The sequence below is a fragment of the Ahrensia sp. 13_GOM-1096m genome (genome assembly GCF_000620605.1).
GTDB lineage: Bacteria > Pseudomonadota > Alphaproteobacteria > Rhizobiales > Rhizobiaceae > Ahrensia > Ahrensia kielensis.
On record NZ_JIAX01000011.1, the window covers coordinates 104,200 to 123,081 of the forward strand.

At 45.8% G+C, this 18,882-nt stretch carries 20 protein-coding genes; 9 read left to right on the plus strand and 11 right to left on the minus strand.

The genetic code is table 11. The features are described 5' to 3' along the window. The first annotated feature begins 128 nt into the window (after positions 1-128). The gene (gene rpmF, locus N530_RS0108295; RefSeq protein WP_018689771.1) at positions 129-311 is read left to right on the plus strand and encodes a 50S ribosomal protein L32; all 183 of its coding nucleotides are present in this window, start codon (positions 129-131) and stop codon (positions 309-311) included. Positions 312-437: 126 nt separating this feature from the next. Here the strand turns inward: rpmF and N530_RS0108300 are convergent, their stop codons facing one another. After that, positions 438-1,277 carry a lytic transglycosylase domain-containing protein gene (locus N530_RS0108300; RefSeq protein WP_211097881.1) on the minus strand — a complete coding sequence of 280 codons (840 nt, stop codon included), beginning with the start codon at positions 1,275-1,277 and terminating at the stop codon, positions 438-440. A gap of 168 nt (positions 1,278-1,445) precedes the next feature. Beyond that, positions 1,446-2,693 (minus strand): APC family permease, encoded by a 1,248-nt coding sequence (locus tag N530_RS0108305; RefSeq protein ID WP_026480323.1) that lies wholly within the window; start codon positions 2,691-2,693, stop codon positions 1,446-1,448. Between the two features lie 255 nt (positions 2,694-2,948). Here N530_RS0108305 and N530_RS0108310 point away from each other — a divergent pair, with 255 nt between their 5' ends. The 5 genes from N530_RS0108310 to N530_RS0108325 all read left to right on the plus strand — a co-directional run bounded on the left by N530_RS0108310 (position 2,949) and on the right by N530_RS0108325 (position 4,787). Then, complete coding sequence (locus N530_RS0108310) at positions 2,949-3,380, plus strand: Lrp/AsnC family transcriptional regulator (protein ID WP_035266716.1); 432 nt, start codon at positions 2,949-2,951, stop codon at positions 3,378-3,380. Between the two features lie 53 nt (positions 3,381-3,433). Next, positions 3,434-3,856, plus strand: coding sequence for a MarR family winged helix-turn-helix transcriptional regulator (locus tag N530_RS17690; RefSeq protein ID WP_051540842.1), 423 nt, complete (start codon positions 3,434-3,436; stop codon positions 3,854-3,856). A gap of 197 nt (positions 3,857-4,053) precedes the next feature. Further along, positions 4,054-4,191: an SMR family transporter gene (locus N530_RS19410; protein WP_256374319.1), complete on the plus strand. Its 138-nt coding sequence runs from the start codon at positions 4,054-4,056 to the stop codon at positions 4,189-4,191. After that, positions 4,143-4,373, plus strand: a complete 231-nt coding sequence (locus tag N530_RS17695; protein WP_256374320.1) for a multidrug efflux SMR transporter — start codon at positions 4,143-4,145, stop codon at positions 4,371-4,373. The genes N530_RS19410 and N530_RS17695 overlap by 49 nt, the downstream gene beginning before the upstream one ends. Before the next feature lie 48 nt (positions 4,374-4,421). Then, the gene (locus N530_RS0108325) at positions 4,422-4,787 is read left to right on the plus strand and encodes a multidrug efflux SMR transporter (protein WP_026480325.1); all 366 of its coding nucleotides are present in this window, start codon (positions 4,422-4,424) and stop codon (positions 4,785-4,787) included. Positions 4,788-4,941: 154 nt separating this feature from the next. On the opposite strand, the gene N530_RS0108330 is transcribed toward N530_RS0108325, so the two are convergent. Continuing rightward, complete coding sequence (locus N530_RS0108330) at positions 4,942-5,628, minus strand: YggS family pyridoxal phosphate-dependent enzyme (protein WP_051540843.1); 687 nt, start codon at positions 5,626-5,628, stop codon at positions 4,942-4,944. A 207-nt stretch (positions 5,629-5,835) separates the two neighbouring features. Between N530_RS0108330 and leuS the strand changes: the two genes are divergently transcribed. From leuS to holA, 3 genes are read left to right on the plus strand one after another with little or no spacing between them, the layout of a single operon-like run. Then, positions 5,836-8,439 (plus strand): leucine--tRNA ligase, encoded by a 2,604-nt coding sequence (gene leuS / locus N530_RS0108335; protein WP_026480327.1) that lies wholly within the window; start codon positions 5,836-5,838, stop codon positions 8,437-8,439. Between the two features lie 22 nt (positions 8,440-8,461). Next, complete coding sequence (locus tag N530_RS17700) at positions 8,462-8,968, plus strand: hypothetical protein (protein WP_051540844.1); 507 nt, start codon at positions 8,462-8,464, stop codon at positions 8,966-8,968. A gap of 1 nt (position 8,969) precedes the next feature. Continuing rightward, positions 8,970-10,007 (plus strand): DNA polymerase III subunit delta, encoded by a 1,038-nt coding sequence (holA, locus tag N530_RS0108345; protein ID WP_026480328.1) that lies wholly within the window; start codon positions 8,970-8,972, stop codon positions 10,005-10,007. Between the two features lie 55 nt (positions 10,008-10,062). Here holA and N530_RS0108350 read toward each other — a convergent pair whose 3' ends face one another. From N530_RS0108350 to hemE, 8 genes are all read right to left on the minus strand, one after another. Then, on the minus strand, positions 10,063-10,953 hold the full coding sequence (locus N530_RS0108350; protein WP_018689765.1) for a ParB/RepB/Spo0J family partition protein: 891 nt from the start codon (positions 10,951-10,953) through the stop codon (positions 10,063-10,065). Positions 10,954-11,015: 62 nt separating this feature from the next. Further along, a complete protein-coding gene (locus N530_RS0108355) occupies positions 11,016-11,804 on the minus strand; it encodes a ParA family protein (RefSeq protein ID WP_026480329.1) in 789 nt (262 codons plus the stop codon). 23 nt (positions 11,805-11,827) lie between these two features. After that, positions 11,828-12,448, minus strand: coding sequence for a 16S rRNA (guanine(527)-N(7))-methyltransferase RsmG (rsmG, locus tag N530_RS0108360; protein ID WP_026480330.1), 621 nt, complete (start codon positions 12,446-12,448; stop codon positions 11,828-11,830). A 1-nt stretch (position 12,449) separates the two neighbouring features. Further along, positions 12,450-14,309, minus strand: coding sequence for a tRNA uridine-5-carboxymethylaminomethyl(34) synthesis enzyme MnmG (mnmG, locus tag N530_RS0108365; protein WP_026480331.1), 1,860 nt, complete (start codon positions 14,307-14,309; stop codon positions 12,450-12,452). 149 nt (positions 14,310-14,458) lie between these two features. Beyond that, complete coding sequence (gene mnmE, locus N530_RS0108370) at positions 14,459-15,763, minus strand: tRNA uridine-5-carboxymethylaminomethyl(34) synthesis GTPase MnmE (protein ID WP_026480332.1); 1,305 nt, start codon at positions 15,761-15,763, stop codon at positions 14,459-14,461. 84 nt (positions 15,764-15,847) lie between these two features. Further along, the gene (gene rho, locus N530_RS0108375; protein WP_026480333.1) at positions 15,848-17,113 is read right to left on the minus strand and encodes a transcription termination factor Rho; all 1,266 of its coding nucleotides are present in this window, start codon (positions 17,111-17,113) and stop codon (positions 15,848-15,850) included. 140 nt (positions 17,114-17,253) lie between these two features. Further along, a complete protein-coding gene (gene hemJ, locus N530_RS0108380) occupies positions 17,254-17,796 on the minus strand; it encodes a protoporphyrinogen oxidase HemJ (RefSeq protein WP_026480334.1) in 543 nt (180 codons plus the stop codon). Between the two features lie 2 nt (positions 17,797-17,798). Then, positions 17,799-18,824, minus strand: coding sequence for a uroporphyrinogen decarboxylase (gene hemE, locus N530_RS0108385; protein ID WP_026480335.1), 1,026 nt, complete (start codon positions 18,822-18,824; stop codon positions 17,799-17,801). Positions 18,825-18,882 lie beyond the last annotated feature (58 nt).

Here is an 18,882-nt window from a genome sequence, read left to right on the forward strand (position 1 = left end):
TTCGGTGGATGGCTTCTCAAACAGGCTTGCAGGGTGTATAGCGCGCCAATCAATTCTAGCGCGGAACGGTTATTACGGCCCGGACCAATCACCGGCGACGTTACTGCGCATCGACTTTGGAGTATAAAATGGCTGTTCCTAAGAGCAAGATCTCACGCTCTAAGCGTGGTATGCGCCGTTCAACAGACGCGCTTAAAAACCCAACTTATGTTGAAGATAAGACTTCTGGCGAACTTCGTCGTCCGCACCACATCGACCTGAAAACAGGCATGTACCGTGGTCGTCAGGTTCTTGAAGTTAAAGAATCTTAATAACGAACTATGCGTAAGCATTAAAAAAACCCGCCTGCATCACTGCGGCGGGTTTTTTGTCGTTCTTTAAATTAGCATCAAAGAAACTGGCCGCTTACGGCCAGTTCTTATGATTGGTGGCTTAAATTAGCCGTCGATCTGTTTTGCCATGATTGCGATAGCTTGCTGGTAAACACCGGCAGCATTCCAGCCTTGAATTGCACGGTAGTTTACTTCACCTTTTTGATAGCCGCCACCTTTGCGCCAACCATGTGCACGCAAAAAGTTAGCCGTTGAAGCAAGCGCATCATATTTGTTGTTCAGATCAAGGCGGCCATTGCCGTCACCATCAACGCCATATTTAAGAACATTGCCCGCCAAAAACTGTGTATGGCCAAGCTCGGCATGCGCAGCACCGCGAGTGTTAGAATTGATAACGCCGCGATCAACAAGCTTCAACGCAGCAAGCAAATGCCCCGTGAAAAACTCTGAACGACGGCAATCATAAGCAAGCGTAGCAGCGGCAGACACCATGTTTGTGTTGCCTGTGAAACGGCCAAAACCTGTTTCCATGCCATGAATAGCAAGGAGCGGGCCAGCTGGAACGCCGTATTTTGCTTCCATATTTGCAAAGAAACGTGCATCAGCTTTTTTCTTGCTTTTACCTTGGGACACGATCGTATTGGCACCGCGTACCTGCATAAATTTTTCTAAAGAATATTTGAAAGACTTTTGATTTCGGTCAGCCGCAATTGTTTTGGTTGCATATTGAGCACCCTCAAGTGCTTGAAGGCCGCGTTTTTTAATGCCCTTGCCAGCCGCTTCTTTTGCAAATGATTGTTTCCAAGCATTAAAACCAGAAGCGTTATTACCGCATGTGGCAGCCATTGCCGGCGTCGTAGCGACAATAGGGGCAACTGTAGCAATCGGTACTGCAAGCATTGCCGTTGTTGCCATTGTGCACGCAAGCGCGCGAACCTTATTCATAGACATTCAAATCTCCAAATTTTGCAATTTTGTAACGCGCACGTCGCGGTTTACTCCCGCCCAATATGCAGCAATTATGGTTAATTGTCAGCTAACGTCAAAATTGAAGCCGCTAGTAACAAGTTGCTTGCCCAACGATCATTCAAATCTCTGCAAGATGGACCGTGCTTAAACGGCAATAGGCTTCTTCTTGTCCAACCGCCAAACCAGCGCGGCAAGCAATACAAGCCCTATTGGATACGCAACAAACTGCCCGATGGCGAATATCAGCAGGATTACGATCGCAGCGGCGAGCAATGCTACAAAACGTATAGTTTTTTCCTTTGTGAGCGTGAAAAGTGCGATAGCGCTGACGCCGAACAAAAGAAGAAAGTTTTGGCCTGCAATATGAAGCATGGTCTCAAGAGCAAGCAGGTTAAAATAGTCCATAAGAATGACCGCGCTAAGAATGCTAACAAGCAAGATCACGGCTCCCATCGGCCGGCCCTTATCGTCGACTTCCAATTTTAACGGCAAAACATTTTCCCGCGATAGCGAGTAAATCATACGTGAGACAGCCCAAATCGCTCCCATTAGATTGGCTAGAATGATCAAAGCTGCAATCAACACAACGGATAGAGAGCCAATTTTACCACTCACGGCACCAATTATATTAGCAAAAGCCGCTTCACTGTTCGTGGCGTGTGGGGATACTTGAACCAGAACAGCCATACCAAGATAAAGCAGCGTAGCGGCGATGAATGAGAGAATCATTGCAATTGGGAAATCACGCTTAGGGTTTTTAAACTCCTCCGAAATCCCAGCAGCAACCTCCCAGCCAGTAAAAGCAAAAAAGATCATGAGAACAGGGGCAAGAATTATATCAAAATTTGCCAATTTTGGCATTGGAAAGCTTGTCTGAAACGCTTCTATAGGCGTGCCAGCATAACCAATGATAAGCGTTATCAGCAACGCTATAATGATAAGCGATGCAATGGCAGTCGCTATTTTTGACGCCGTTTCTGGAGCCGTTATTTGCGTGCCCGCAGCGATTACAATTAAAGCCAAAGCTATTATAGCCGGATCAACTGCAATTACCGATGCAAGGTAATGCCCGCCAGTCATGGCAATCGCTGGAAGGCCAAAGAAAACCGCGCCCAAAAACAAAAAGGACGCTGCTAAATACCCAAATCGGCCAAAAGCAGCTTCAGCAAAATGGGCAATCCCTCCAGCATTAGGATAACGGCGTCCCATAATAATAAAGACCAAGAGTAGTGGAATTGCTGCAAGCGCACATAACAGCCAGCTATATATAGCCATCGGTCCAGCAGCTTTTGCTGCAAGGCCAGGCAGCGTAAGTAGGCCAGCCCCCACAACAATATTCAGCATAAGCGCTGCGCCTGAGATTGGGCCTAAAGTGCGTTTAAGATTTGACATTAAAATAGCTCCACATTCGCAAAGGTGCTCAGATCATTGGAGCCGAGTGCGTGTTCAATTTCAGACCTTTTAATGATGGACTTTCTTCATTATAGGCCGCGTTTTTATTGAATTATTCTGTCCGCCTTCATTATGGCTCTAACGGGCATGGTGGGTAATTTGCGAGAAAATGCTGTTGCGCTCTAGCGTTAAAAATGAGCTATATGGTTCCAAATTGGCCGTTTTTGATCAAAATTAGTCAGCCCTGGAAGCATTATGAAACCATCAGAACAAATGTTAGTATCATTGCTGCGTGAAGACTCCAGACAATCAATATCCACATTGGCAGCTAAAACCAGCATGTCCCGCAAGCGCGTGAAGGATACGATCGACCGTCTGACAGACACTGGCATTATCAAACGGTTCACGATTGAGCTTGAAGGCGTCAAAGAAACCGATGGCATCAAAGTGTTCTTTCACATCAGGCTAAAAGAACCACGCTGCGCCGCCTTATGGGCGGATATCAAACGGTTTACAGAAATTATCAGCGCATGGTCGGTAAGCTCAAGCGAGCTAGATATGCAGATCCTAGTAAGCGCTGCAAATCAGGCTAGAATTGAAGAAATCAGAGGGGAGATAGCGACCCACTCCCTCATCCAAACAATGCACAGTAATTTGGTTCTAACAACGTGGAGAGGCGCGGTATAAAGTTACTTGTCTAAGCAACTATATATCATTATTCGCTTCACTAAGGAGCAATCATGATGAAATTAGATGTTTGGGATCGTTTTCAAAACCTCTTTCAAAGTATTGAAAATCAACTGGCTGAAGAGCTCAGAAAGAAAAGCGATCTGGGTCTCAGTGAATTTCGCACTTTGCGAAGCCTAGTTCAACAACCAGATCATGAAATGAGAATGCTGGACCTTGCAGAGCTTTTGCACCTGACCCAGAGTTCAACTACACGATTGGTAGAACGTCTCGAAAAACGGAAATTTGTATACCGAGATAGTTGTCCAAGTGACGGCCGCGGAAAATATTGTGTTTTAACAGAGGATGGGAAAACCTATATTGAAACGGCAATTCCAGAGTTTGAAAATTCTATTGAGCGTATTCTAAAGAGTTCTTTTGAGGAAAAATATGCGCGCTCGTTAATTCGGGAATTAGGTCAACTCGCCTCAACTTAATATTCTAAATTATTATACTCGGCAGCACCGTTTACGTGGATCTATTCGCTCATAGTTTTTACAATTTAGTTGCTTGCAAATGCAATTATATTGACAGCAATGATCCCGTCGTTTAGTTGCACGTGCAAGCAAGCTTATGAAATTGCTTTTATGGTCCCATAAAATATGGGCCGGTATTTCAAGTGAAAGGAAATTTGATGCAGTGGTTATATCTTACTATAGCAATATTCTTCGAAATCGTCGTTGCGATCTCTGCCGGTAAGTCCGAAGGATTCAAAAATTTAAAATGGACGAGTATCACACTGGTGAGCGGGGTTATCGCAACCATTTTTTAAGCCTAGCATTGTTAACTTTCGACGTAGGTGTTGGCTACGCAATGTGGACTTCTCTGTCAGGTATCGGAATTGTCATTCTAGGTGCTGTCTTCTTTAATCAGCAGCTCAATATCAAAAAATTGATCGGTATCGCAATTGTAATTGCTGGTGTCGTCGGACTCCGGCTGAGTGGAGCAGCGTAAAATAGGTTGTTATTACTCTTTTAGATTTCCAAGATGGAGAAAGTTCGTATGAATAATAGTCAAACTAATGATTTGGCCCAAAAAAGGGCTTGGGGTGCGCTGCTTCTAGCCGGTGTTTTTGAAGTAGGATACGCACTCAGCGTGGGTGGCAGCCAAGCATTTAGTGTATTAACTTGGTCGGTATCAGCTATAGTTTTCTTCTTATTGACGCTATATTTTCTAAGCGTAGCCTTGAAAACAATTGATGTTGGCATTGGCTATGCTGTCTGGGCTGGTATCGGTTCAATCGGCGCTGCGATTTTCGGAGCCCTTTTATTGTATCAGTCTTTAACACTTTACCAGTCACTCTCACTGGCCGTAATTATTTTTGGTGTCGTATGGCTAAAACTTGCCGACAGTCAGAAGCTTGCTTGATAGAATGCGCTAGAGTTTTCAATTATTTAGGCGCGCTTTAATTCAAGTGAGTTATATATTGCCGTATGAAACGGCCATTACTCAGCTCCAGAGCGTTGCATTCTGCGAACGCAACGCTCACACCCAAGCGCAAAAAACATTTGCGGCAAACTGTTTATGCCCTTGAGCCAAATATAGCAGAGCCTACCCTCACGGAAGTAGCGCCAAACTCAATTGCTGTTTCAAAATCACCGGACATGCCCATTGATAGCTTATCAAGATTATTCTCCCGCGCTAATTTACGTAACAGTGCAAAATGCGGTCCAGGATTTTCATCAGCTGGCGGAATGCACATCAAACCAACCACATTGAGCTTTAAATCGTCACGGCAAAACGAGACAAATGAACTTGTCTGCTGCGGTGCTATGCCAGCTTTTTGTTCTTCCATGCCGGTATTGACCTGAACATAAACATCCAAATGTCGATCTTGTTTGCGCATTTCGCCAGCCAAAGCATTGGCAATTTTTTCGCGGTCAACGGTTTCAATAACATCAAACAGCGCAACAGCTTCACCCGCTTTGTTACTCTGCAATGGGCCGATGAGGTGCAACTCAATGTCACTATATTTGTCTTTTAGCGCTGGCCACTTTTGTTGGCTTTCCTGAATGCGGTTTTCACCAAACACACGATGCCCAGCTTTAATCACCGGTTCAATATCATCCTCAAAATATGTTTTTGATACCGCGACCAGCTGCGCGGACCCGCTTTCGCGTCCAGTCGCCTGAACGGCGGCCTCGATCTGCGCACAAACATCATTATATCTTGAAACTGTATTCGCCTTCGTCACGTCAGGTTTTCCCATTCAATTAAAGCGTTTTAAGACGAAGTGGATATTGGTCTTTCGTCCCAAAACGCGCCAAACAAAATTTAGATTATTTACGCAATGTAAAAAATGCGAAAATGCTCTAGCTTAGCCACACCTGTTGACCCTTATACGATTTGGCGGCAAGAGAGCAAAAACCTTTTCATTTAAGCCAAATGTTAGCATTTGTGCAAAGAGACGAGAACAATGGCGACCGAACGATATAATCCCCGTGCATCTGAAGCAAAATGGCAAAAGGCATGGAATGACGCGAAGCTGTTTGAAACAGCCGACAACCCTGATGGCGAAACTTACTATGTGCTTGAAATGTTTCCCTATCCATCAGGGCGCATTCATATGGGCCATGTTCGCAATTATACGATGGGCGATGTTGTTGCGCGTTATAAGCGTGCCAAGGGTTTTAACGTTTTGCATCCGATGGGATGGGATGCTTTTGGTATGCCGGCAGAAAATGCGGCTATGCAAAATAATGTTCATCCAAAAGAATGGACATATGAAAACATTGCCACCATGCGCGGCCAGCTTAAAACAATGGGCCTGTCGCTTGATTGGTCCCGCGAATTCGCAACATGTGATGTCGATTACTACCACCGCCAGCAAATCTTGTTCCAAGACTTTCTAAAAGAAGGTCTCATTGGCCGGAAAACATCTAAAGTAAATTGGGACCCGGTTGATAACACCGTGCTTGCCAATGAACAGGTTATCGATGGTCGGGGTTGGCGTTCTGGTGCGTTGGTCGAGCAGCGTGAATTGGCCCAATGGGTATTCAAGATTACTGATTACAGCGAAGAGCTTTTAAGCGCGCTAGACGCTCTTGATCAGTGGCCAGAAAAAGTGCGCACAATGCAGCGCAACTGGATTGGCAAATCACACGGTTTGCAACTCCGCTTTGATTTGACAGATGCCCTCGACAATATCGAACAAATTGAAGTTTACACGACACGGCCGGACACTTTGGCTGGTGCCAGCTTTATTGCGATTGCGCCTGAACATGAAATTGCGAAGAAACTCGCTAAGAACAATCCAGCTCTAGCTGAGTTCAACGTCGATGTTCGCCGCGCTGGTACATCCGAAGAAGCCTTAGAAAAAGCTGAAAAACGCGGCTTTGATACTGGTCTTACTGTTAAGCACCCGCTTTATGAAGATCAGACTTTGCCGGTTTGGGTCGCCAACTTTATTGTCACTGACTATGGTACGGGTGCTGTATTTGGCTGCCCTGCGCATGATCAACGCGACTTAGATTTTGCCCGCAAATATGATCTCACAGTTACCGACAGCTTCTTTGCGCTCGATAACGACACACCGGTCGCCGATGAAGCTTTTACGCCGATGAAAAGCGAGAAAGTGCGCTGGGTTAATCAACCAACCGGACTTGATATCGCCACCGGTGATGAGGCCGTTGCAGCAACCATAAAATGGGCGGAAGAGAAAAATATCGGCGAAGGCCGCGTACAATTCCGCTTGCGTGATTGGGGTATTTCCCGCCAGCGTTACTGGGGTTGTCCTATTCCGATCATCCATTGTGATGATTGCGGTGCCGTTCCGGTACCAACAAAAGATTTGCCGGTTAAGCTTCCTGATGACATCAATTTTGATAAGCCTGGCAACCCGCTTACACGGCATGAAGGTTTTCTCAATGTAGCCTGCCCGTCATGTGGCAAACCTGCAAAACGCGAAACCGATACGATGGACACATTTGTTGATTCGTCTTGGTATTTTGCTCGCTTTACTGCGCCGCATGCCGACAGCCCAACAATACCGGAAATTGCCGATAAGTGGTTGCCTGTCGACCAGTATATTGGTGGCATTGAGCATGCCATTCTACATCTTCTTTATTCGCGTTTCTTCACCCGTGCGATGAAGAAAGTCGGACATTTGAACATAGACGAGCCATTTAAAGGTTTGTTCACCCAAGGTATGGTGGTTCATGAAACATACAGAGATGATAAGGGCTGGGTAACGCCAGCTGAAATTCGCATCGACGATAATGACGGCATACGCACTGCAGTGCATTTGGAATCCGGCAAACAAGTTGAAATTGGCTCAATCGAGAAAATGTCGAAGTCCAAGAAAAATGTTGTCGACCCAGACGATATCATCGCTTCTTACGGCGCTGATACTGCCCGCTGGTTCATGTTGTCAGATTCACCACCAGAGCGCGATGTTATCTGGACAGAATCCGGTGTTGAAGGCGCACATCGTCTTTTGCAACGCGTGTGGCGCCTAATCGTCGATGCTTCTGATGTATTGAAAGATGCTGAACCTCGCATTGGCACAGATGGTGCTGCTCTAGCGGTTTCAAAAGCAACACATAAAACACTGGAAGCTGTTGGCGCAGATATTGAAAAATTAGCGTTCAACAAAGCCGTTGCCAGACTTTATGAGCTAACGAACCAACTAGCCAACCCATTAACCGAGATCGCCAAAGGCAAGGCAGATGCAGCGCTTGTCTCAGCGGTAAAAGATGCAGTTCAAATCTATCTATCGATGATCGCGCCGATGATGCCGCATTTAGCAGAAGAGATTTGGGCAAATCTTGGCAATGAAACACTCATTGCCGATATGCCATGGCCAGATTTTGAACCTTCTTTGGTTGTTGATGATGAGATTATGCTTCCCGTTCAAATGAACGGTAAAAAGCGTGGTGAAATCACAGTTGCCAAAACGGCAAGCAAAGATGAAATTGAAAAGCTTGTGCTCGCATTGGATTTCGTACAAAGCCAATTAGGCGGCAATGCCCCTAAAAAAGTCATTGTGGTTCCGAATCGAATTGTTAACATCGTTCTATAAGCTCGACTTGAGGAAACACTTTATGAAAACCCGCCGCGTCATATTAGGTCTGACTGCAACGCTTTTAATCATGGCTTCTGGCTGTACGGTTAAACCGTTGCACTCAAATACTGGCCTTGGGCTAACCAAAAGTGTTTCCATCGAAAGCGTTAATTCGCGCGTAGCGCAGCAAGTTCGCAATCGATTGATCTTTTTAGTCAATGGCGGTGAAAGCCAACCAGCTAGCCCAGAATATATTGCGCGTTTAACAGTCAGCTCATCTACAGCGGGAATTTTAACGGCGCGCAATACAAGTAATGATTCTGACAATTCAGCCAGCCGCGTTACGCTCACAGGCACGTTACAGCTATCTACCTCTGACGGTGAGATTGTCGGTAATTATAAGCGCACGGCAATAGCGTTGCTTGATACAAGTACGCAGCAATTTGCCAATACGCGCGCTCAAATTGATGCTCAAGATCGTGCTGCTGTCGAACTTGCCGAAACATTCCGCGCTATCTTAATTTCGAAGATTCCCGCAGGTCAATAATATGGCACAACTCAAAGCCGGTGACATTGATCGATATCTGCAAAAGCCAGATTTTAGCAAAGCAGTTCATCTCGTATATGGCCCTGACCGTGGTTTGGTTGCCGAACGGGTAAAAAAACTGGCTGAAAAATCCGGCGTTGATCTTAACGACCCCTTTTCAATGATTAAGCTGGATATGGACTCGCTAAGCGCTGATCCAGACAAGCTGATGAATGAGGCATATACGATTTCCATGTTTGGTGGATCTCGTTTGATTTGGCTACGCGGGGTCGCCAATGATGCGTTTTTCGTGAAACAATTGGAACGGCTGCTTAATGATCCCCCGCAATCATGTTTCTGTATATTAGAAGCAGGCGACCTTAAAAAAGGCAGCAAGGTGCGTGATCTGGTCGAGCGCGGAAAATCTGGCCAAGCCATTCCATGCTATAGTGATACCAGCAGAAATATCGCTTCTCTCGTTGATGAAGTACTGCAAGCCAACAATCAAACAATTGGCCTAGAAGCGCGGCAATTTTTATTATCGCAGCTTGGCGCAGACCGCATGGCTTCTAGAGCAGAGCTCGATAAGCTTTGCCTTTATAATTATGGGAAATCTGAAATCCAGCTTGAAGATATCCAAGCCATTCTAGGCGATGCTTCTGCCACAAGCTTTGATGCCGTTACGGATGCGGTGTTGTCTGGCAATCTCAAGCAGTTTGATATTGCGATTACAAAATTTTCAACATCCGGTGGTTCAAACTTTCAGCTCTTTGCAGCCATGATGCGTCAGTTTCAATCGCTCGACAAAATGCGCGGTGAAATGGATGCATCGGGAAAATCCGCCAGTGCTGTTGTTGCCAGTGCGCGGCCGCCTGTGTTTTTTGCGCGAAAAGCAGCCGTCGAATCCGCTCTTAATAAATGGTCTAGCAAAGCAATTCGTGCGGCCCATGATCGTTTGCAAACAGCCCTACTTGAATCGCGGAAAAACAGTCAGATCGATGTTAACATCGCTCATATTGCTCTGTTAGGTTTAACTGTGCAGTCCGCGCGTCGGCGCTAATATTGATAGCGCTGTGTTCTTCACCTGAAAAACACAGCGCGCAGTTTTATAAAATTTATGACTGCCGCTGAAGCAAACGACACAAAGCATCCAATTGCTCAAGATCTTTATAAGCGATCTTAACCTGGCCGCCCTTCGCACCATGTGTAATCTCAACACGGTAACCAGTTGTATCACTCAGCATCTTTTCAAGCGCCAATGTGTCAGCATCTTTTCCTTGTTCACTTGAACTCGGCTTTGGTTTTCTCGACGCATTGCCTGAATCATTCGCAAGAGCTTCGGCTTGGCGCACAGAAAGCCCTTCATTTACGATTCGTTTCGCAAGCGAATCGGGATCTGATGCCGTAACAACGGTACGTGCATGGCCTGCAGATAATGTGCCTTCGCTCACCAGAGATTGAACGCCTTGAGGCAATTTCAATAGGCGAAGCGTATTTGCAACATGGCTGCGGCTCTTGCCGATCACGTCACCAAGATCAGCCTGAGTATAGCCATGCTCATCCATCAATTGTTGATAGCCCAACGCTTCTTCAATCGCATTGAGGTCTGAACGTTGTACGTTCTCGATAATGGCAAGCTCAAGCGCTGCTTTGTCATCCACATCACGGATAATGATAGGAACTTCTGTGAGCCCTGCACGCTGAGAAGCGCGCCAGCGACGTTCACCGGCAATAATTTCATGGCGGCCAGCATTATCATTGGCCACTGGACGCACAACAATCGGCTGAATAATGCCATGCTCTTTGATCGAATGCGCAAGTTCATCAATTTCGCTATCGGCAAAGAAACGCCGTGGGTTGTTTTTACTCTGAACAACCAACTCAATAGGTATCATACGATCAGAGGCAACAGGTTTCGCCTGATTTGATTCTGCAGGCTGATCCATTTCGCCAATCAATGCAGCTAATCCGCGGCCCAGTCTCTTACGAGAATTATCGTCTGCCATATTGTCGTTCCACTATCTTAATGAGTCGAGTCTATTGTTATTTTGTTTCGGCTAAGAATCGTTTACGCAGCTTTGCTCTGACGCTCTCTTTGAATCACTTCAGAAGCCAAATTGAGATAGGCTTGGCTGCCGCTGCAAGCAAGATCATACAAAATGGCTGGCTTGCCATAAGATGGCGCTTCAGAAAGTCGAACGTTGCGCGGTATCACAGTTTTATAAACTTTAGCGCCCATATGCGCCCGCACATCATCAACAACCTGGTTGGCTAAATTATTACGGCCATCATACATCGTCATAACAATGCCCTGAATGCCCAAATTCTTATTCACAGAGCCGCGCACTTGTTCAACAGTTTTGAGAAGCTGGCTCAACCCTTCAAGCGCAAAGAACTCGCACTGTAATGGCACTAATAGCGAATCAGCTGCGGCCATAGCGTTAAGCGTCAGCAAATTAAGAGATGGTGGACAATCAATGATAACATAGCCAAATTGACCATCTTGCGCGCGCAGAGCATTTTTTAAACGAAAAACACGGTCAGCCGCAGATGCGATTTCCATTTCAACGCCAAGCAAATCCATCGTTGAAGGCACAATAGATAAATTCGGAACCGCGGTCTGAATGGTGGCTTCTGAAATAGAAGCTTCGCCAAGCAATATCTCATAAGAAGAGACTTCGCGGTCATCACGCTCAATGCCAAGGCCCGTGCTGGCATTGCCTTGCGGATCGACATCAACGATCAAAACGTTTTCGCCAATAGCAGCCAAAGCCGTTGCCAAATTAATCGCAGTCGTCGTTTTTCCTACGCCGCCCTTTTGGTTGGCAATGGTTATAATCCGTGTGGATTGACCCATGATTTGAACTCCGCGTATAAACGCTATTTGCGCTTTAGATTTGCAATCTCGAGAATGACCGATTCCGTGTCTATTCTACTTTTATGTATTACCAGATCAAAGTCCCAATTGGCATGGCTTTCTTCCAACTCTTCACGGTATCCACGTCCTTTGTGAAAAAGTCCTACAGCGCCATTTGATAAATGGCACTGCGTCAGCTCAAACAACTTTGGAAGCGCTGCAAGTGCGCGCGCTGTGACATAATTTGGCGTTTGAATAGAAGGCAGTGCATCTTCAATTCGCTTCGAATGTATATTTACACTGCGTGCGCATTGTCCCTTCGCCGCCATCAAAAATGCTGTTTTTTTCCGATTGCTTTCGACCAGATCCACGCGCGTGCCATCAACATCTTCGAGTATGGCCGCTAGAACGATACCGGGAAATCCACCGCCAGAACCAATATCAACCAAATGTCGCATATCTGGCTTTATGAGTAATAGCTGTGCACTGTCTTCTATATGACGCTGCCAGATTTCATCCTTTGTTGAATGAGCAATAAGATTGATCCGTTTCGACCATTGCTCGAACAAGGCTTCAAATGCGATTAAGCGCTGCATAGTTTCACGTGAAACATTCAGCGCGCCATTTAATAATTTTCGATCCATATTAAGCAGCTGATTTCTGTTGTTTGCGAATTTGCGCTATAATCAATGCAATACCAGCAGGCGTCATGCCTTCAATACGCTGCGCCTCTGCAATGCTCTTTGGTTGTCTATCATTCAGTTTATTGCGGAGCTCATTAGAAAGACCGGCGATACTATTAAACTCTATACCCGCTGGAATGAGAAGATTTTCATCCCGCCGCACAGATTCAATATCAGCCTTTTGCCTGTCCATATAAACCGCATAATGCGCTTCAATCGCAAGACGATCTAAAGTATCGCCCTCAAACTGATCAAGCTCTGGCCACACCCGCAATAAATCGGGCAGCTCAATCGTAGCATAAGAAAGAAGGTCATAACCGCTACGTCTGACGCCATCCATATTCAAAGCAATATGGTGTTTACCCGCTTCTTGAGGCGTCAGCGTTTTACTCTTCAACGCCACACGCGCATCATCTAAGCGCGTTTTAACATCCTCAAAATGAGCAGCACGTTCGGAAGAAGCTAAACCAATTTCCACAGCAAGTGGTGACAAGCGCATATCCGCATTATCAACACGCAATGAAAGTCGGTATTCAGCACGAGACGTAAACATACGGTAAGGCTCGCTCACACCGCGCGATGTTAGATCGTCAATCATCACGCCGATATAGGATGATGTACGGCTAAAATGCACAGGCGCTTTTTGGCCAACAAAGTGTGCAGCGTTAATGCCAGCAACCAAACCCTGCGCGCCAGCTTCTTCATAACCCGTTGTGCCATTGATTTGGCCGGCCAAATAAAGACCCGACGTACCCACCAAGTTTAAAGATTGGTCGAGAGCTTTGGGATCAAAGTGGTCATACTCAATAGCGTAACCTGGCTGCAAAATTTGCGCATTCTCTAGCCCAGGGATAGTTTTCATCATCGCCCACTGCACATCTTCAGGCAAAGATGTTGAAATGCCATTTGGGTATACCGTGTGATCATCCAAACCTTCCGGCTCAAGAAATATTTGATGCCCATCACGGTCGCCAAATTTGACAATCTTATCCTCGACCGATGGACAATAACGCGGACCTGTGCCGCTAATATTACCAGAATACATCGCCGAGCGATTTAGATTCTCACGAATGAGATCGTGCGTTTTCTGAGTTGTGCGTGTGATGCCGCAATCAATTTGCGGAACACGAATTTCATCAGTCATCGATGAAAATGGAACAAGCTCTTCATCAGCGCTTTGCAGATCAAGAATTTTCCAATCGATTGTGCGTCCATCAAGACGGGGCGGCGTTCCTGTTTTCAAACGGCCAAGGGGCACGTTTAGTTTAGTCAGACGGTCAGCAAGTAAATTACTCGCCTTTTCTCCCATCCTTCCGGCCGGAAATCTTTTATCGCCAATATGAATAAGACCGCGCAGAAATGTGCCTGTCGTTAAAACAACAGCGCCGCAGGATACATGCGTACCATCCGCCAACTTAATGCCATTAATCGCGCCTGAACCATCCTGTGACAGATCGACAACTTCGCCTTCCAAAACAGAAAGGCCGTCAACAGCGCGAATCTCCGCTTGCATCGCCTCTCTATAGAGCTTGCGATCAGACTGAGTACGTGGACCACGAACCGCTGGGCCTTTTTTGCGATTAAGCATTCTAAACTGAATACCTGATCTATCAGCAACACGCGCCATCAAGCCGTCGAGAGCATCAATCTCACGCACAAGGTGCCCCTTACCCAGCCCGCCAATGGCAGGATTGCAAGACATCACACCAACAGTGTCGAAGGAGTGCGTGGCGAGCGCCGTCTTAGCCCCGAGCGCAGCACTCGCACGAGCCGCCTCGCAGCCAGCGTGACCGCCGCCAATAACAATAACATCGTAATGCATAAAAATACCGCAAGTTAGGAATAGGTGTTGAATGACTCTTATCGACACACAGGTCAAGGCTCTTATGTTTCACGTGAAACAATTAGAGGAATTATAATGGAAAGTGTTTCACGTGAGTCACGAAAACTCGTCGTAATGTTTCACGTGAATCATTTACCAATACAAAATGACGAGAATATGCGCCCTAATACATCTTCTGTATCAAATTGTCCGGTAATACGTCCAAGACTATAGGCAGCAGACCGCAAATGCTCAGCGCGCAGTTCAAGAGCGTCATCGCTCTCTATCGATTTATTCAAATCTTTTAAACACTGAGATAGATGATCGATGTATCGGGACTTAATAGCAGAGCCAATGCGCGACTGATCTAGCTCAATACTAATAATGGCGAACAGTTTCTCTAATAGCGCAGTCACGGAAGCAGCGTCATTAACGCTTACAAAGATAACATCTTCATCGGGTTTAATATCCGAACTTAGATCAGCCTTAGATCGAATATTGAGAACTTTAGAATTCGCGTCAATGAAATCATGATGCCATTCATCCTCATCGCTTAAGAACAAAATAAGGTCTGCTTCTTGAGCTGATGCAATAGAACGGCGGATACCCTCCGCCTCTACGCTGCCTGCTTGTTCTCTGATCCCTGCCGTATCACTAAGCAAAACAAGATAGCCCGCAATATCCAACCGAACCTCAACAATGTCCCGCGTAGTACCTGCTTCGCTAGAAACAATGGCACGGTCACTGCCTGCCAGCGCATTCAGTAAACTTGATTTACCAACATTGGGTTTTCCAATAAGGCTAATTTTAAAACCATCGCGGATACGCTCTGAGCGATCATAGCCGTCAAGATGCGCAGAAATGGACTGATATAGTTTTGCCATATCATTCCAGACTTGGTCCGCTACGGAACCTGGAACATCATCTTCATCAGCAAAATCGATATCTGCTTCGATCATTGCGCGTGCATTTAAGAGCTGGTCCTGCCAATCATTATAAAGGTCTTTTAAACCGCCGCTGGCAAGATATTGAGCAACTTTTCGCTGGGCTGTCGTTTCAGCATCAATAAGATCGGCAAGACCTTCAGCCTCAGTCAGATCAATCTTGCCATTGGCAAATGCACGGCGGGCAAATTCCCCAGCTTCCGCATGGCGAACCCCATCAATGCTGAGCAAAACATCAAGAATACCTGCAACAACGGCGCGGCTACCATGCGTTTGCAGTTCAACAACATCTTCACCAGTAAAACTATGCGGTGCAGGAAACCAAAGGACTAAGCCTTCATCGATTACTGAACCATCATTGTCACGAAAGATTTGTAGGGAGGTTTGGCGGGGCTGTGCAATGCGTGCGCCCAAAACACTAATCACTGTTGCAGCTTTGGGTCCCGATATACGAATAATCGCAACGCCTGAAGGCAAACTGCCAGATGAAAGGGCAACAATAGTATCCATTTGTTGCGCCTTTCATTAGTTTCGGAGTCGAATCAATTGACTCAAATAATACTGACGTAAGATTCGTTTCTAATCCGAATCAAACTATGCGTTCATTGAGTCAAAGAACTCTGCATTGTTCTTTGTCTGCTTCAATTTATCGATCAAGAACTCAACAGCATCCGTTGTACCCATCGGTGCCAAGATACGGCGCAGCACAAAGATCTTCTGAAGATCCTTACGCTCAATAAGCAGGTCTTCCTTACGCGTACCGGATTTCAAAATATCCATTGCAGGATATGTACGTTTATCAGCAACCTTACGATCAAGAACGATCTCAGAGTTACCAGTACCTTTGAATTCCTCAAAGATAACTTCGTCCATGCGGCTACCGGTATCGATCAAAGCTGTCGCAATAATCGTGAGCGAGCCGCCCTCTTCAATATTACGAGCAGCACCGAAGAAGCGTTTCGGACGTTGAAGAGCGTTGGCATCAACACCGCCTGTTAAAACCTTACCAGATGACGGTACAGTCGTATTGTAAGCACGGCCAAGGCGTGTGATCGAATCAAGTAGAATAACGACATCGCGGCCATGCTCTACAAGACGCTTGGCTTTCTCAATTACCATTTCAGCAACCTGAACGTGACGTGAGGCTGGTTCATCAAAGGTAGAAGAAACAACTTCGCCTTTAACAGAGCGCTGCATGTCCGTGACTTCTTCAGGGCGCTCATCGATCAATAGAACGATCAAATAACACTCAGGATGGTTCGCTGTAATTGCATGGGCGATGTTCTGTAAGAGAACTGTTTTACCTGTGCGCGGCGGCGCAACGATCAAACCACGTTGACCCTTACCAAGCGGTGCAACCAAATCGATAATACGAGAAGACAAATCTTTCGATTCGCTATTCTCAACTTCCATTTTGAAGCGCTCATCAGGGTAAAGCGGTGTTAAGTTATCAAAATGGCTTTTATGGCGAATTTTCTCAGGATCATCAAAATTGATCGTATTGACTTTGAGAAGCGCAAAATAGCGCTCACCATCACGAGGGCCGCGGATAAAGCCTTGAACCGTGTCGCCTGTTTTCAGAGAAAACTTTCGAATTTGCGAAGGTGAAATGTAGATATCATCAGGGCCAGGAAGATAATTCGCGCTAGCAGAGCGCAAGAAACCAAAACCGTCTTGCAAAATTTCGACAACGCCTTCGCCGATAATTTCAACATCATCTAATGAAAGTTGCTTCAAAATAGCAAACATAAGCTCTTGCTTACGAAGAGCACTCGCATATTCGACTTCGAGGGATTCAGCGAACGCAACAAGTTCAGGAGCTGATTTTACCTGAAGTTCACGCAAAGACATTTGGTCCATGGGACACCATATAGTTAAAATAGAAGAATAGACGGAAAAGGAGGGACTGGGTTCCGAATTTTCACATCAAATACAGGCGAATTGTGAAAATTTCAAGCCTGATTAAAAATCACGCCCCTAGAGACGCGATTTTTACTTAATCAAAATGGTTTTACAATGACCATAATAACGATGAAAATCATCAAAACTGTAGGAATTTCATTGTACATACGCCATTGGCGCGCAGTTTTATCGTTCATATCAGCGGCAAATTTCTTCACTGCACCGGCATAAAAAGAATGAACACCAGATAATAAAACAACAGCTAAAAGCTTCATGTGAAACCAAGGAGCCGTAAAATATCCAGCTGAATAAGCAAGCCATAGACCCAATACCCATGCGATAATCATAGCCGGCGTCATGATTATTTTCATCAAACGCCTTTCCATGACTTTAAAGGTTTCAGACTGAACTGAGCCTTTTTCAGCATCGCTATGATAAACAAATAGACGCGGCAAATAGACAAGGCCTGCCATCCACGAAATAATTGCGATCACATGCAAAGCTTTAAGCCAGAGATATCGATCAGCAGGACCAGCAAGCCACAATAAAAAACCAATCACTACGAATATAGAAATTGCGATGGCAGCTCTAATCCCTGCCTTTTTTCCAGATTGTTTCGAAGTCGAATCAATTTCAGACATAATTAAGCTTCTCCGCGCACATAACGCACAAGGAAATCCATATCCTCAGGCTTTGCATCAGGTGTAATACCGTGCCCTAGATTGAATACCAACGGCCCCTGACCCAGAACGTCCATAATCCGGTCCACACCTTCCCTGATCGCCGCTTGCCCAGCAACAACCCTCTGTGGGTCAAGATTGCCTTGCACAGGGCCCTCTTTTTGAAGTTCAGCGGCAAATTCAAGCGGAACACTCCAATCAAGTGCGACCATATCAACGCCTGTTTTTTCGCGGTATCCACGATAAAAATGTCCAGCCCCTTTAGGAAACGCTATAATTTTAGCATCAGGACGCTGAGCACGCACTTTATCGACAATGCGTTTGACGGGACGCACACAATTTGCCTCAAACGCAAATTCGTCCAAAACCCCAGACCAGCTATCAAAAATCTTAACCGCATCAGCACCGGCATCCAATTGACCGATCAAATACTCAGCAGAGGCATCAGCCAAGATATCCAGAAGCTTGGCTAGTTCATCAGGCTTTTGATACATGAACAATCGCGACGGTGCTTGATCGCTCGTTCCTCGGCCCGCAATCATATAGGTTGCTACAGTCCAAGGGGCACCGCAAAAACCAAACAATGCAGTTTCATCAGGCAGTTCTGTTCTCAGCCTTTTCACAGCTTCAAAAACCGGCGCTAAATGCGATAGAACATTATCAGGCGTTAAATTATCAACATCGCCGTCAGCCAAAGGCGTCATGCGTGGACCTTCGCCCGTTACAAAGTGAACATCACGGCCCAGCGCATCTGGCATCACCAAAATATCGCTAAACAAAATAGCAGCATCAAAACCATAGCGTCTGATCGGTTGATGTGTTGCTTCAACAGCCATGTCTGGCGTGTAGCAAAAATGAAGAAAGCTTTTCGCTGATTTTCTAAGCTCACGATATTCTGGCAAGTATCGTCCTGCTTGTCGCATAACCCAGATTGGAGGAGGCGCTATATGTGCTCCACCTATCACATCGATGATTTTTCGGTTCGACATGATTTACTCACTTTCATCGATCCCTCTTTAAAGAAGAAATCATTTTTTTGAATCTATT